General features: G+C 62.6%; 12 protein-coding genes. 5 read left to right on the forward strand and 7 right to left on the reverse strand.

Annotated features, from left to right (window positions below):
• Positions 1 to 19 precede the first annotated feature (19 nt).
• Positions 20 to 478 (reverse strand): DUF2231 domain-containing protein, encoded by a 459-nt coding sequence (locus K5Q02_RS18540; RefSeq protein ID WP_225832981.1) that lies wholly within the window; start codon positions 476 to 478, stop codon positions 20 to 22.
• Positions 479 to 643: 165 nt separating this feature from the next.
• Here K5Q02_RS18540 and coxB point away from each other — a divergent pair, with 165 nt between their 5' ends.
• From coxB to K5Q02_RS18560, 4 genes are all read left to right on the forward strand, one after another.
• Complete coding sequence (gene coxB, locus K5Q02_RS18545; RefSeq protein WP_230411039.1) at positions 644 to 1,501, forward strand: cytochrome c oxidase subunit II; 858 nt, start codon at positions 644 to 646, stop codon at positions 1,499 to 1,501.
• Complete coding sequence (ctaD, locus tag K5Q02_RS18550) at positions 1,498 to 4,026, forward strand: cytochrome c oxidase subunit I (RefSeq protein ID WP_225832983.1); 2,529 nt, start codon at positions 1,498 to 1,500, stop codon at positions 4,024 to 4,026. Before coxB ends, ctaD begins: the two co-directional genes overlap by 4 nt.
• Complete coding sequence (locus K5Q02_RS18555; RefSeq protein ID WP_225832986.1) at positions 4,026 to 4,379, forward strand: hypothetical protein; 354 nt, start codon at positions 4,026 to 4,028, stop codon at positions 4,377 to 4,379. The genes ctaD and K5Q02_RS18555 overlap by 1 nt, the downstream gene beginning before the upstream one ends.
• A 98-nt stretch (positions 4,380 to 4,477) precedes the next feature.
• Positions 4,478 to 5,929 (forward strand): SLC13 family permease, encoded by a 1,452-nt coding sequence (locus K5Q02_RS18560; protein WP_225832988.1) that lies wholly within the window; start codon positions 4,478 to 4,480, stop codon positions 5,927 to 5,929.
• Positions 5,930 to 6,045: 116 nt separating this feature from the next.
• Here the strand turns inward: K5Q02_RS18560 and argR are convergent, their stop codons facing one another.
• The 6 genes from argR to acs all read right to left on the reverse strand — a co-directional run bounded on the left by argR (position 6,046) and on the right by acs (position 12,525).
• Complete coding sequence (gene argR, locus K5Q02_RS18565) at positions 6,046 to 7,026, reverse strand: transcriptional regulator ArgR (RefSeq protein ID WP_225832990.1); 981 nt, start codon at positions 7,024 to 7,026, stop codon at positions 6,046 to 6,048.
• 62 nt (positions 7,027 to 7,088) lie between these two features.
• Positions 7,089 to 7,853, reverse strand: coding sequence for an ABC transporter ATP-binding protein (locus tag K5Q02_RS18570; protein ID WP_225832993.1), 765 nt, complete (start codon positions 7,851 to 7,853; stop codon positions 7,089 to 7,091).
• Positions 7,854 to 7,907: 54 nt separating this feature from the next.
• Entirely contained in the window at positions 7,908 to 8,606 is a 699-nt protein-coding gene (locus K5Q02_RS18575; RefSeq protein WP_225832996.1) for an ABC transporter permease, read from the reverse strand.
• Positions 8,607 to 8,616: 10 nt separating this feature from the next.
• Positions 8,617 to 9,306, reverse strand: a complete 690-nt coding sequence (locus K5Q02_RS18580; protein ID WP_225832998.1) for an ABC transporter permease — start codon at positions 9,304 to 9,306, stop codon at positions 8,617 to 8,619.
• 160 nt (positions 9,307 to 9,466) lie between these two features.
• Positions 9,467 to 10,246 (reverse strand): ABC transporter substrate-binding protein, encoded by a 780-nt coding sequence (locus K5Q02_RS18585; RefSeq protein ID WP_225833000.1) that lies wholly within the window; start codon positions 10,244 to 10,246, stop codon positions 9,467 to 9,469.
• 317 nt (positions 10,247 to 10,563) lie between these two features.
• The gene (acs, locus tag K5Q02_RS18590; RefSeq protein WP_225833002.1) at positions 10,564 to 12,525 is read right to left on the reverse strand and encodes an acetate--CoA ligase; all 1,962 of its coding nucleotides are present in this window, start codon (positions 12,523 to 12,525) and stop codon (positions 10,564 to 10,566) included.
• Positions 12,526 to 12,768: 243 nt separating this feature from the next.
• Between acs and K5Q02_RS18595 the strand changes: the two genes are divergently transcribed.
• Positions 12,769 to 14,316 carry an EAL domain-containing protein gene (locus K5Q02_RS18595; RefSeq protein ID WP_225833004.1) on the forward strand — a complete coding sequence of 516 codons (1,548 nt, stop codon included), beginning with the start codon at positions 12,769 to 12,771 and terminating at the stop codon, positions 14,314 to 14,316.
• Positions 14,317 to 14,361: the final 45 nt, after the last annotated feature.

Below are 14,361 nucleotides of genomic sequence, written 5' to 3' on the forward strand. Positions count from 1 at the left end.
AGGCGGGCTAAAGCCGGATTCAATCGACATCGACACCTACGGCCTGCTCGTAGACCAGTCGCCCACCCAGGTACGCGGCGATCGCAATCAGCCCTGCGGTGAACAGCGACAGGTAGAAAGCCCACATTTCGAAGCCCTCGTCACCGTGCCGGTAGCGCACCATCCAGTTCAGCGAGGCCAGGGACAGCATCATCACGGCGATGATGGCGTGGCACCAGGCGCTGATCTTCTGGCGAATGCGTTTCACGGTCAGCAGGTCAATCATCCCGGCGATGCTGGCGATCCAGCCGCCTGCGGCGCCGACGCCGGCCAACCACAAACTGGCTCGCGCCCAGAACTGATCGGTGGTCCAGAAGTAGGCGAAATCGGTGGCCACCAAACCCAGCAAGGCGGCGACCGGGAAGTGGATCATCATCGGGTGCAGCGGGTGCCCGGCGATGGCCGCGCGACTGATGATGGACTCTTGTTGCTCAGCCATGGCGGCCTCCCTGTCGGTCTGAAAGATGGCCGCATTTACCCGGCTCTACTCAAGTTGACCGCGCTGGCCTCAGCAGTTCCGATTATCTCTGCCTGCAGTGGTGACCAATCAATTCTGGCCCCGGCCGGCCCGGTAGCGCGCGACATCGCCCTGCTGTGGTGGGCCATGTGCGGCTTCTTCAGCCTGGTACTGGTGGTGGTCAGCGCGCTGTGGATCTACGCGGTATGGCGCAAGCCGCGCGAATATTCGGCCGAGGATGCCCGGCGCATCCAGCGTCGCTGGCTGATCGGCGGCGGCATCGTGCTGCCGACGGTCACCGTTACCGTGCTACTGGCGTTCGGCATTCCCGTGGGCCAGCGCATGATGCAGTTGCCCATTCTCGGTGAGCAGCCGTTGCAGATTCACGTGATTGGCCACCAGTGGTGGTGGGAGGTGCGCTACCCGGACAGCGGCGTGGTGACCGCCAACCAGCTGCATCTCCCCGCAGGTCGGCCGGTGGACATCACCGTCAGCAGCGCCGACGTGATCCATTCCTTCTGGGTACCGCGCCTGGGCGGCAAGATCGACATGATCCCCGGCCGCGAGAACCGCATCCGCCTGCAAGCAGATGCGCCCGGCACCTTTCGTGGCCAGTGCACGGAGTTCTGCGGCACTCAGCACAGCCACATGATTCTCGATGTACAGGCCCACAGCGACGAAGACTTCGCCGCCTGGATCGACGCCCGCCGCGAGCCACAGGTCGAGGCGCTGCAAGGCCCGGCCGCCGATACATTCCTGGCTCACTGCGGCATGTGCCACACCGTAGCGGGCGTCAGCGCGGGCAACCGCGCACCGGATCTCACCGACCTGGCCAGCCGCCGCAACCTGGGCGGCGGCGTAATGCCCAACGAGCCCGGTGCCATCCTGACCTGGCTGCAGGAGCACGGGCGCCTGAAGCCGGGCACCGGCATGCCGCTGACCGACGATCTCGATGCCGAGCACCTGCAGGCCATCGCCACCTGGCTGGAGGGCCTCGAACCATGAGTGAAACGCGCGAAACACAACGCGGCGAAGACACCGATGCCCTGCACGACCAGTTCAACGAGGTCTGGGGCAACCCGCGGGGCTGGCGTGCGCTGACCATCGTCAACCACACCACCCTGGGCCTGCGCTTCATGGTCACCGGCCTGGGCTTCTTCATCTTCGGCATCCTGCTGGCGATGCTGATCCGCACCCAACTGGCGCTGCCGGGCAACGCCTTCATGGGCGCGGAAATGTACAACCAGGTGTTCACCATGCACGGCACGGTGATGATGTTCCTGTTCGCCGTGCCGATGATGGAAGGCCTGGCGGTGTACCTGATTCCGAAGATGCTCGGCGCAAGGGATCTGGTCTTTCCACGGCTCTCGGCCCTGGGCTACTGGTGCTATCTGTTCGGCGGCCTGATCATCTGTTCCAGCCTGCTGCTCGGCGTGGCGCCCAACGCGGGCTGGTTCATGTACACGCCGCTGTCCAGCGCTGCGCATTCACCGGGGATCAACGCCGACTTCTGGCTGCTGGGTATCACCTTCGTGGAGATCTCCGCAGTGTCGGCCGGTGTCGAGCTGGTGGTGTCGATCCTGCGTACCCGCGCCGAAGGTATGGCGCTGAACCGGATGCCGATCTACGCCTGGTACATCCTGACCATGGCGATGATGATCGTCATCGGCTTCCCGCCGCTGATTCTCGGCAGCATCCTGCTGGAGCTGGAACGTGCCGCCGGACTGCCGTTCTTCGAAGTAGCGCGTGGCGGTGACCCGCTGCTCTGGCAGCACCTGTTCTGGCTGTTCGGCCACCCCGAGGTGTACATCATCTTCCTGCCGGCCGCCGGCATCGTCTCGACGCTGCTGCCGGTGTTCTGCGGTCGCCCGCTGGTGGGCTATCGCGCTGTGGTGCTGGGCGTGCTGACCACCGGCTTCATCAGCTTCGGTCTTTGGGTGCACCACATGTTCACGGTGGGCATCCCGCAGCTGGCCCAGGCGTTCTTTTCCGCGGCGAGCATGCTGGTGGCGATACCCACGGCGATTCAGGTCTTCGCCTGGCTGGCCACGCTGTGGCTCGGCAAACCGCGCTACAACGTGCCGATGCTGTGGCTGATGGGCTTTCTGATCACCTTCGTGTGTGGCGGGCTGACCGGCGTGATGCTGGCCCTGGTGCCATTCGACTGGCAGGTGCATGACACCCACTTCGTGGTCGCGCATTTCCACTACGTGCTGATCGGCGGCATGCTCTTTCCGCTGATCGCCGGGCTGTATTACTGGCTGCCGCACTTCTCCGGGCGCATGGCTTCCGAACGCCTGGGCAAGTGGGGATTCTGGCTGGTGTTCATCGGCTTCAACATGACCTTCCTGATCATGCACTGGACCGGCCTGCTGGGCATGCCGAGGCGCGTCTACACCTATGACACGGGCCTGGGCTGGGACATGCCCAACCTGATCTCGTCGATCGGCAGCTTCATCATGGTGATCGGTATCGCCACCCTGCTGCTGGATCTGATCCTGCACTACCGCTATGGCAAACCCGCGGGCAAGAATCCCTGGCAGGCCGACACCATGGAGTGGGCCACCAGCCTGCCGCCCAACCCGTACAATTTCGTCAGCTTGGCCAAGGTCACCGACCGCCATCCGCTGTGGCGTGACCCGGATCTGGGCGACAGCATGGCCCGTGGTGAACATGACCTGACGGTGATCGACCACGGCCGTCGTGAAACCTGGGGCGTCGATCCGCTGACCGGCGAAGTCAGGGAAATCATCCACCTGCCTGGCAACAGCTGGCTGCCGTTCATTGCCGCCTGCTGCATCGCCGTGGTGTGTTTGAGCCTGCTGACCAAAACCTACATCCTGGCACTGGTAGCCTGTTTCGCCTCGATCGTGGTGCTGCTGCGCTGGAGCTGGGAGAACGGTGCCCACCCCAAGGCGGCGCCGGATGCCAAGACCCAGCCTGGCGAACCGCCGCTGCACTCGCGAACCTGCGACGGGCCGGGCCTTTGGGGCATGGGCGTGACCCTGCTGTCCAACGGTGCGTTGTACCTGTCACTGCTGTTTGGCTGGTTCTACCTGTGGACGGTGGCGCCGAACTGGCTGGTGCCGGATGCGCCAGTTTTCAATCACTGGTTGCTGTTCGCCAGCGCTCTGCTATTGACCGTGGCCACGCCCTGGCACCGACGGGTGCTTGCCCGCCTGCGCCAGAGAGACGACCGTGGCCTGCTAGCCTGCCAGATCGGCCTTGCCGTGATAGGCCTGATACAGGCCGCGCTGCTGCTCTGGGCCCTGCTCAGCGAGGCGCTGCAGCCCACCGTTCGTGCCCATGATGCGGTGATCTTCGTGATGCTCGCCTACAGCTTTGGCCATGCCCTGCTGGCCGGCACGCTCAGCGCCTTGCAGGCACTGCGCGTACGCATCGGCTACGTCAGCGCCGAGTCGCCTTACGAACCGCTGGTGGTGGCGCAGTTCTGGAACTACAGCCTCGGTGTGCTGTGGACGAGCTACTTCGCCATCGCCCTGTTCCCACCCGCATTCGGAGGTGCGTGATGCAAAGCCTGCGCTCGGTCTATAACCCGATTCACATCGTCACCGGCCTGAGCATCTGGAGCCTCTGGTTCGTCGCGCTCTACGGCGGCCAGGGCGTCGGCTGCTCGGTCGCACCACCGCCGCTCGAGGACGGCCCCTGGACCTGGCTGAACCTGGCCCTGGTCGCTCTGTCGCTGCTCACCACCCTCCTGCTGCTGGCCCTGGCGCGTCTGTTCCAGAAGGCAGCGCGGCAGCCCGACCGCAGTGATCGCGAGCGGTTCGTGGCAAGCGTCTCGGCCGGCGGCAATCTGATTGCCGCCATCGCCGTGGTGTTTATCGCCCTGCCGATCATGGCGCTGCCGCCCTGCGCCTGACAATGCACCGGGAAACCTGCTGAAACAGCTGCGCTTGACCTTCCAACGCCTCACGGACTCGAAGCCCAACACCGTGCAGATGGAACGAGAACAAAATAATGAGCGAGAAAAAACAAACCCACGGCGCGATCATAGCCGCACGTATCGGCCTGTTTCTCGGGCCACTATTACTGCTGGCCTGTATCGTCAGCGAGCCGCCCGCCGACCTGAGCCAGGAAGCCTGGCTGACCGCCGGCCTCATCGGCCTGATGGCCACCTGGTGGGCTACCGAGGCAATTCCCATCCCGGCCACCGCCCTACTGCCCATACCGATGATTCCGCTACTCGGCATTGGTACGCCGCAGGAAGCCACTGGCCCCTACGCCAACCCGGTAATCTTCCTGTTTCTCGGCGGTTTTCTGCTCGGCCTGTGCATGCAGCGCTGGGAGCTGCACAAACGCATCGCGCTCAATACCCTGATCGCAGTTGGCAACCAGCCTGCTCGGCAAATTGGCGGGTTCATGCTCGCCACCGCGCTGATCGGCATGGGCGTGAGCAACACCGCCACGGCGATCATGATGCTGCCTATCGGTCTGTCGGTGATCACCATGCTCACCCAGAAAGGCGATGAGGCCGAACACGAGCGCTTCGCCACCGCCCTGCTGCTGGGTATCGCTTACGCCGCCAGCATCGGCGGCATTTCCACGCTGATCGGCACGCCACCCAATGCGCTGCTGGCGGCCTACCTGCGCGAGCACCATGACGTACATGTTGGCTTCGGCCAGTGGATGATGGTCGGCGTCCCGGTCGCCACCTGCATGCTGCTGTTCGTCTGGTGGTGGCTGACCCGTGGCGGCTTCAAACTGGAAGGCGACAGCCAACCGCTGCTCAAGGAGGAACTGGGCAAGCTCGGTGCCTGGACGACCGGCGAAAAGCGTATTGCCCTGGTATTCGGCCTGGCCGCGCTGGCCTGGGTCACTCAGCCGCTGATATCCAATGTCGTCAGTGCGGTCGATGACACCCTGATCGCCATGGTCGCAGCCCTCAGCCTGTTCCTGATTCCCGGCAAACGTGACGGCGACAAGCGTGTATTTCTGATGGACTGGGAAACCGCCAACAAGGTGCCCTGGGGCATCCTGCTGCTGTTCGGTGGTGGCCTGTCGCTGGCCGGCGCAATCACTTCAACCGGGTTGGCGAAATGGATTGGCGAGAGCCTGCAGGTGGTCGGTACCTTGCATCTGTTCCTGATCATCGGCGCTGTGACACTGACCATCAACGTGCTCACCGAGGTCACTTCTAACACCGCCACGGCAGCGGCGTTCATTCCTCTGGTCGGTGCACTGGCGGTGTCTCAGGGCATTCCGGTGGAGCTGTTGACCATCCCGGCAACCATCGCCGCCAGTTGCGCCTTCATGATGCCCGTGGCCACGCCACCCAACGCGCTGGTGTTCGGCACCGGGCTAATGCGTATTCAGTCAATGATCAAGGCCGGCTTTGTGATCAATATCTTCAGCGTGATCCTGATAACCACGCTGTGCTACCTGCTGATCGGGATGATCTGGAGCCACTGATCCGCGCCGGCCGTCAGCCTAGTGGTGGACGGAAAAAGCGCCGGCTACGCGCCCCGGTCCACCCTACCCGCTGACCGATGCCGTTAGACGAGGAAAGCCCCGTCCACCGGCAATCATCAGCCGCGTTCAGCGGGGGCCGACGTCAGTTCGAAGGGACTGTTGCTGCGCCGCTGGTTGCGGTCTTCCCGCGGCGTGGCGCCGAAGAAGTTGCGGTAGGCGCTGGAGAAATGCGGCCCCGAGGAGAAACCGCAAGACAAGCCAATCTGAATGATCGATTTGCTGGTCTGCATCAGCAGTTGCCGCGCCTTGTTCAGGCGCAGCTCCAGGTAATACTGGCTGGGTACGCGATTGAGGTACTGCTTGAAGATGCGCTCGAGCTGCCGACGCGACACGCACACATGCTGGGCAATTTCGTCGGTGGTCAGCGGCTCCTCGATATTGGCCTCCATCAGCAGCACCGCCTGGGTGAGCTTGGGGTGGCTGGAGCCAAGGCGGTTCTGCAACGGAATGCGCTGACGCTCCCCGCCCTCACGGATGCGCTCGACCACCAGCTCTTCAGACACCGCACCGGCCAGCTCGGCACCGTGATCACGGGCCAGCAGGGCCAGCAGCATGTCCATCACAGCCATGCCGCCGCAGGCGGTGAGGCGATCACGATCCCAGTCGAACAGATGGCTGGTGGCAATCACCTTGGGAAAGCGCTCGGAAAAATCATCCTGCCAACGCCAGTGCACCGACGCCCGATAACCGTCGAGCAAGCCGAGTTGCGCAAGCGCATAAACACCCGCGGACACTGCGCCGATACAGCAGCCATTGCGCGCCACTTGTTTGAGGGCTGCAGCTAACGCCGGTGCTACGGCAGCCGGCGGCTCATCGGCAAGCAGGAACAACTTGCGATAACCGTCCAAATTGCCGACCCAAGGACTGCCCGGTAGGCGCCAGGCGCCCTCGACAGGCTCTTCGGCCTGCAGGAACGACACCTCGTAAACCACTTCCGGATGGACGCGCTGAGCGACGCTCAGGGCCTCTTCCGCCAGCGCCAGAGTCAAAGGCTTGGTGGAAGGCCAAAGCAGGAAGCCGATTCGGTGGGCAGTCATGATGGGCAGGTCGGACTCTGAAGGCAGTGAAAGGTTGAGGCGTGCAGGGATGATAACCCCAACTACTTGAGACTACCGCTGAGGAACTGTTGCAGACGTTGAGATTGCGGATTGGCGAGCACCTCACGCGGGTCGCCCTGCTCTTCCACCACGCCCTGATGCAGGAACAGCAACCCGTTGGAGACTTCGCGGGCAAAGCCCATTTCGTGGGTGACAACCACCATGGTACGCCCCTCGCTGGCCAGATCACGCATCACCTTCAACACATCGCCGACCAGCTCCGGGTCAAGCGCCGAGGTGGGCTCGTCGAACAGCATGACTTCCGGCTCCATCGCCAGCGCACGGGCAATCGCCACGCGCTGCTGCTCGCCACCGGACATGTGCGCCGGATAGGCGTCCTTGCGATGCGCCACGCCAACCTTGTGCAGGTAGTGCTCGGCCTTCTCGCGGGCCTCGGCCTTGCTCATGCCCAACACGTGTACCGGCGCCTCCATGACGTTTTCCAGCACGTTCATGTGCGACCACAGGTTGAAGTGCTGAAACACCATGGCCAAACGCGAGCGCAGGCGCTGCAACTGCTTGTCATCGGCGGCGCGCAGGGCGCCGTCCTTGCCGGGCACCAGTTTGAGCGCTTCGCCATTGAGCAGGATCTGCCCGGCGTGAGGCTGCTCGAGCAAGTTGATGCAACGCAGGAAGGTGCTCTTGCCGGAGCCACTGGAGCCGATGATGCTGATCACGTCGCCGGCCTTGGCAGCCAGCGACACGCCCTTGAGCACCTCGTGGCTGCCGTAGCGCTTGTGCAGATCCTTCACTTCGAGCTTGTACATGCTTTCCACTCTCTTGAATCCGATGTCGTGCCGCTGCTTCGTAAAAACGGCCAGTCAGCTGCGCCGCGGCGCCAGGTAGGCCAGCCAGCGGCGCTCGGCCAGCTTGAACAGGCGCACCAGAATGAAGGTCAGGCACAGGTAGAACAGGCCGGCGGTGATGAAAGCCTCGAACGGCAGGTAATACTGGGAACTGACCGTACGCGCCGCACCGGTGATGTCGATCAGGGTGACTATGGACGCCAGACTGGTGGTGTGCAGCATCATGATCACTTCGTTGCTGTACTGCGGCAGCGCGCGGCGCAGCGCCGAGGGCAACAGGATGCGTCGGTACAACTTGACCCGCGACATACCCATCGCCTTGGCCGCCTCGATCTCACCATGGGGCGTGGTCTTGAGGCTGCCAGCGAGAATCTCGGCACTGTACGCGCTGGTATTGATGGCAAAAGCCAGGCAAGCGCAGAAAGTCGCGTTGGACAGGTACGGCCACAACACGCTTTCACGCACCGCTTCGAACTGGGCCAGGCCGTAGTAGACCAGAAACAGTTGCACCAGCATCGGCGTACCGCGGATTACGTAGGTGTAGAGCCAGGCCGGGCCATTGATCCAGAGCGAACGCGAGGTACGCATCAGCGCTAGCGGCACGGCAGCCAGCAAACCGAAGAACAGCGCAATGGCCAGCAGCTTGAGGGTGACCAGCACGCCGCCGAGATACAGCGGCAGGCTGTCCCAGATCACGGTGTAATCGAAGATCATCGTGCGCCCCTCACAGTTCGGCGGCCTTGGTGCCGACCGAGTAGCGTTTTTCCAGATAACGCAGGGCCAGCAACGAGACACTGGTGATCAGCAGATACAGGCCGGCCACCGCCAGGTAGAAGGTGAAGGGCTCGCGTGTGGCGTCAGCCGCGCTCTTGGCCTTGAACATCATGTCCTGCAGGCCAACCACCGAAATCAGCGCCGTAGCCTTGGTCAGCACCAGCCAGTTGTTGGTGAAACCGGGAATCGCGAAACGGATCATCTGCGGCACCAGAATGCGCAGGAACACCTGCAGGCCGCTCATCCCATAAGCCGCGCCCGCCTCCGCCTGTCCCTTGGGAATCGCCATGAAGGCGCCGCGGAAGGTCTCCGACAGGTAGGCGCCGAAGATGAAGCCCATGGTGAACACACCGGCGACGAAGGGGTTGATATCGATGTACTCGTCATAGCCGAGCATCGGCATCAGCCGGTTCACCAGATCCTGGCCGCCGTAGAAGATCAGCAGAATCAGCACCAGATCGGGAATGCCGCGGATCACCGTCGAATAGGTCTCACCGAGCACCGCCAGCCAGCGCACCGGCGACAGGCGAAAGGCCGCGCCGAGCAGGCCGAGCACGATGGCCACCGCCATCGAGGTCAGGGCCAGGATCAGGGTGAGCCAGGCGCCATCGAGAATGGACGAGCCGTAGCCGTTGAGCATCCGCTTACCTCATGGGCGCGCCATCGGGCGCCGGAAATGCAACGCAAAAGTGGCACACGCCAATAACCGTCAGCGTGTGCCACTCGTCAACAAGAAATCACGACCTCGCGAGCTGGAGCCTGCTTAAACACCGCAGGCCCGCGCGCAGCAGAGCGTGGTCTTACTTGCCGTAGACGTCGAAGCTGAAGTACTTGTCCTGAACGGCCTTGTAGGTGCCGTTCTCGCGGATCGCCAGGATCGCCGCGCTGACCTTCTCGGCCAGCGCCTTGTCACCCTTGCGCACGGCGATGCCCTGGCCTTCACCGAAGTATTTTTCTTCGGTGAAATCCGGGCCCACGAAGGCGAAGCCCTTGCCGGCGTCGGTCTTGAGGAAGCCGTCTTCAATGTTCACCGAGTCGGCGATGGTGCCATCCAGGCGGCCGGCGCTGAGATCCAGGAACACTTCGTTCTGTGAGCTGTAACGCACGATCTCGGCACCAGCCGGACCGAAAACGTCGGTGGCGTAACGGTCATACACGGACGAACGCTGTACGCCGATCTTCTTGCCCTTGAGGTCGGTGGCCACGTCGTTCAGTACTGCACCGCTCTTCATCGCCAGCTTGGCGGGCGTGGCGTAGTACTTGCCGGTGAAATCCACGGCGCGCTTACGCTCTTCGGTGATGGACATCGACGACAGCACCGCGTCGAACTTGCGGACCTTCAGTGCCGGGATCAGGCCGTCGAACTCCTGCTCGATCCACTTGCACTCGACCTTCATCTCTTCACACAGGGCAACACCGATGTCGTAGTCGAAACCGGTGATATTGCCGTCGGGAGTCTTGTAGGCGAACGGCGGGTAAGCCGCTTCGATACCGATACGCAGCGCCTTGGCCTCCTGGGCCATGGTCAGCGGCGAGAGCAGGGATAGTGCCAACGCGCCGAGCAGTGCGATCTTTTTCATGGAGAAACTCCTGACAGGGATAGGGTTTCGCTGGCCGTAGGCGGGTTACCCGGGCCATGGAGAAGTGACGTCGCCAGCGTAGCGCAGGGCTGCGGGCGTCGCACGGAAGTGCGGCATTCTAGCGATAGCGCGGCAGGCGATATTTCCCAGATGCGACAACTAATTACAGAAGCCCGAGGGGTACGGCGCAAGCATCTTGACAGAACAAGAAATAGCCAATTCAGCGTTATCGTGCCTAAACGCACGCCACGCTGAAACGCAAACGCCCCACGCAGCCTTTAGCAGCATGGGGCGTTTGCGTTCAGCCTTCGACCCAATCAGGCGCAGGCAGTCTGCATCGTCTTATGGGTGTCGATCAGTTGCTGAACCACACCTGGATCAGACAGGGTGGAGATATCACCGAGAGTGTCGTACTCGGCCGTGGCGATCTTGCGCAGGATACGGCGCATGATCTTGCCCGAGCGAGTCTTCGGCAGCCCCGGCGCCCACTGGATTACATCCGGCGTGGCGATCGGGCCAATTTCCTTGCGTACCCAGGCCTTGAGCTCCTGGCGCAGTTGCTCGGACGGCTCCTGCCCCTGGTTCAGGGTCACGTAGACGTAGATGCCCTGCCCCTTGATGTCGTGCGGTACGCCAACCACTGCCGCTTCGGCGACTTTCGGGTGGGCGACCATGGCGCTTTCCACTTCTGCGGTGCCCATGCGGTGGCCGGAAACGTTCAGCACGTCGTCCACACGACCGGTGATCCACCAGTAGCCGTCCTCGTCACGACGCGCGCCGTCACCGGTGAAGTACATGCCCTTGAAGGTCTTGAAGTAGGTATCAACGAAACGATCATGGTCGCCGTACAGGCTGCGCGACTGGCCCGGCCAGGAATCGAGAATCACCAGGTTGCCTTCGGCAGCGCCCTCGATCAGGTTGCCCAGGTTGTCCACCAGCGCTGGCACCACGCCGAAGAACGGGCGGGTCGCCGAACCCGGTTTGAGTGCCGTGGCGCCCGGCAGCGGGGTGATCATGAAACCACCGGTTTCGGTCTGCCACCAGGTGTCGACGATCGGGCAGCGCGACTGGCCGACTTTTTCGTAATACCAGTTCCAGGCTTCCGGGTTGATCGGCTCGCCCACCGAACCGAGCAGGCGCAGGCTGGAGCCATCGGCACCTTCGACGGCGGCCGTGCCCTGGGCCATCATGGCGCGAATCGCGGTCGGCGCGGTGTAGAGGATGTTGACCTTGTGCTTGTCGATGATTTTCGACACGCGGGTCACGTCCGGGTAATTGGGGATGCCTTCGAACAGCAGCGTGGTCGCGCCGTTGGCCAGCGGGCCATAGACGATGTAGCTGTGGCCAGTGACCCAACCGACGTCGGCGGTGCACCAGTAGATCTCGCCCGGTTTGTAATCGAACACCCGCTCATGGGTCAGCGCGGCGTACAACAGGTAACCACCGGTGGTGTGCAAAACGCCTTTGGGCTTGCCGGTAGAACCGGAGGTATAGAGGATGAACAGCGCTTCCTCGGCGCCCATTTCCTTCGGCGCACAGACACTGCCGGCAACCTTCATCAGGTCCTCGAACCAGATGTCGCGGTACTGGTTCCACTTGATCTCGGAGCCTGTGCGCTTGACCACGATGACCTTCTGGATGCTGCGCGTTTCAGGGTTGGTCAGGGCGTCGTCGACGTTGGCTTTCAGTGGGATTTTCTTGCCGCCGCGCAGGCCCTCATCCGCAGTGATGACCACTTTGGAGGCGCAGTCGATGATGCGACCGGCCAAGGCATCCGGAGAGAAACCACCGAACACCACGGAGTGGATCGCGCCAATACGGGCGCACGCCAGCATGGCCACTACGGCTTCCGGGATCATCGGCATGTAGATGGTCACCACGTCGCCGCGATGCACATCCTGGCCACGCAGGGCGTTGGCGAATTTGCACACTTGTTCGTGCAGTTCGCGGTAAGTGATTTCCTTGTGCTCGGACGGGTCGTCACCTTCCCAGATGATCGCGATCGCATCGCCACGCTCTTCCAGGTGGCGATCCAGGCAATTGTAGGAAACGTTGAGGGTGCCGTCGGCGAACCACTTGATATCGACATGGTGGTCGTCGAACGAGGTCTGCTTGACCTTGGTGAAAGGCTTGATCCAGTCGAGACGCTGAGCCTGCTCACGCCAGAAGCCGTCCGGGTTGATCACGGACTGCTGGTACATGGCTTTGTAGGTGGCTTCGTCGGTCAACGAATTGGCCGCCACCTCGGGGCTCACGGGATACAGGGACGCAGCGCTCATTGATTCACCTCGGTTATTGATGTTGTTCTTCTATAAGCACATTTGTAACCATCCCCCCCCTTCACAACCATTCGACCATGGTCTTACCGCCGCTAGACCTTGGTCGCAACCCGTACGCCAGGCTGGCGCATGATCGCCAAGACATCAGATGACAGACCTGCGCAAACAATTCGAGACGCAGCGGACATTCTTGTCGTACAACTTTCGCTAAGCTTGCGAAAGCACCCCGGATCAAGGATCGCCATGCCCTTCTCCACCCTTCGCTCTCGCGGACGCACTCAGCGTCTGAGCACCTCGCTGGGCGTGGCGGTGCTACCGCTGCTGCTCGGCGTCCCGCTGATGTACTGGCAGGCCGCGACGCTACTGGCGAATAGTGCAGAGAAGAGCGCGATGGATGCCCAGGCGCAGCTGGAGGTCATGCTCGACAGTGCCGCTCAAGCTGCCGATGCGGTAATCGAACTCGCGGATCGCACCTGCGCTGAAGCGGAACCGCAACTCCGTCATCAGGTGACCGCCAGCGCCTTCGCCCGCTCGGTGAATCTGGTGCATGACGGCGTCATATTCTGCACCTCACTGATGGGGCCGTACGACATCGCCGAAGAACCCGCCGCATACAGCGATGGACGCCTGCGCTTGATGGCGGGCAATAGCGTCACGCCAGAGCGCGCGGTATTGGTCTACCGGCAGCACAACGGCAATGATGGCGTACTCATCGGCATCGACGGCCAGCACCTGAACAACCTCCTGCAGATCAACGGTCAGGATGTACCGCTGCAATTATCGGTCGGCGCGAACTGGATGACTGCCGACGGTGCCGTCAGCCAGGCGGCAGTAGCGCAGTACACCGACTATCCCTTCAGCACCACATCATCACGCTATCCATTCAAGGTACTCGCCAGCTACCCCACCGGCGTCTCGCTGCAGTACATGCGTGAACACTATCTGCCGCAGCTCCTGTTGTTCCTGATGCTGGGCGCACTGGCCGGCACCGCAACCTATCGCTTCAGCCTGCGCTCGGCCTCGCCCAGCGGCGAGCTGCAGCGCGCTCTGGAGGCGGGTGAATTCATCCCCTACTACCAGCCACTGGTGGACGCTCGCAACGGCAGCTGGGATGGCGTGGAAGTGCTGATGCGCTGGCAGCATCCCAGAGAAGGCCTGGTGCCACCGGATCAATTCATTCCCCTGGCCGAACGCGTTGGGCTGATCGTGCCCATGACCAGCGCCCTGATAAGCCAGGTGCGCGAAGACTTCGCCAGCCGAGCGGAAGAATTGCCCGTTGGCTTTCATATCGGCATCAACATCACCGCGGCGCACTGCCAGAACCTGCAGTTACTGGAAGAGTGTCGTAACTTTCTGGCGGCCTTCCCGGCCGGGCGCATCAACCTAGTACTGGAGCTCACCGAGCGCCAGATGATCACGCCTACTGCGGTGACTGAACAGCTGTTCGCCGAACTGCGCGAGCTGGGTGTGCGCATCGCCATCGATGACTTCGGCACCGGCCACTCGAGCCTCGCCTACCTGCGCGAATTTCGCGTCGACTACCTGAAGATCGACCGCAGCTTCGTCTCCATGATCGGCTCCGACGCCCTGTCACGGCATATCCTCGACAACATTCTCGACCTAGCGGTACGCCTGGAGCTCGGCCTGGTCGCCGAGGGGGTAGAAACCGCTGAACAGAGCGAGTACCTGAGCCAGCGCGGCGTGCAGTTCCTGCAAGGCTACCTGTTCGCCAGGCCGATGCCTGCACCGGCGTTGTTCAAGGCCCTGGAGACGCCACCGAGTGCTCGTTGACGCATAAAAAACCCGGCACGAAGGCCGGGTCGAGGAAAAGAGCGG

The organism is Pseudomonas sp. MM211, from assembly GCF_020386635.1.
Taxonomy (GTDB): Bacteria; Pseudomonadota; Gammaproteobacteria; order Pseudomonadales; family Pseudomonadaceae; genus Aquipseudomonas.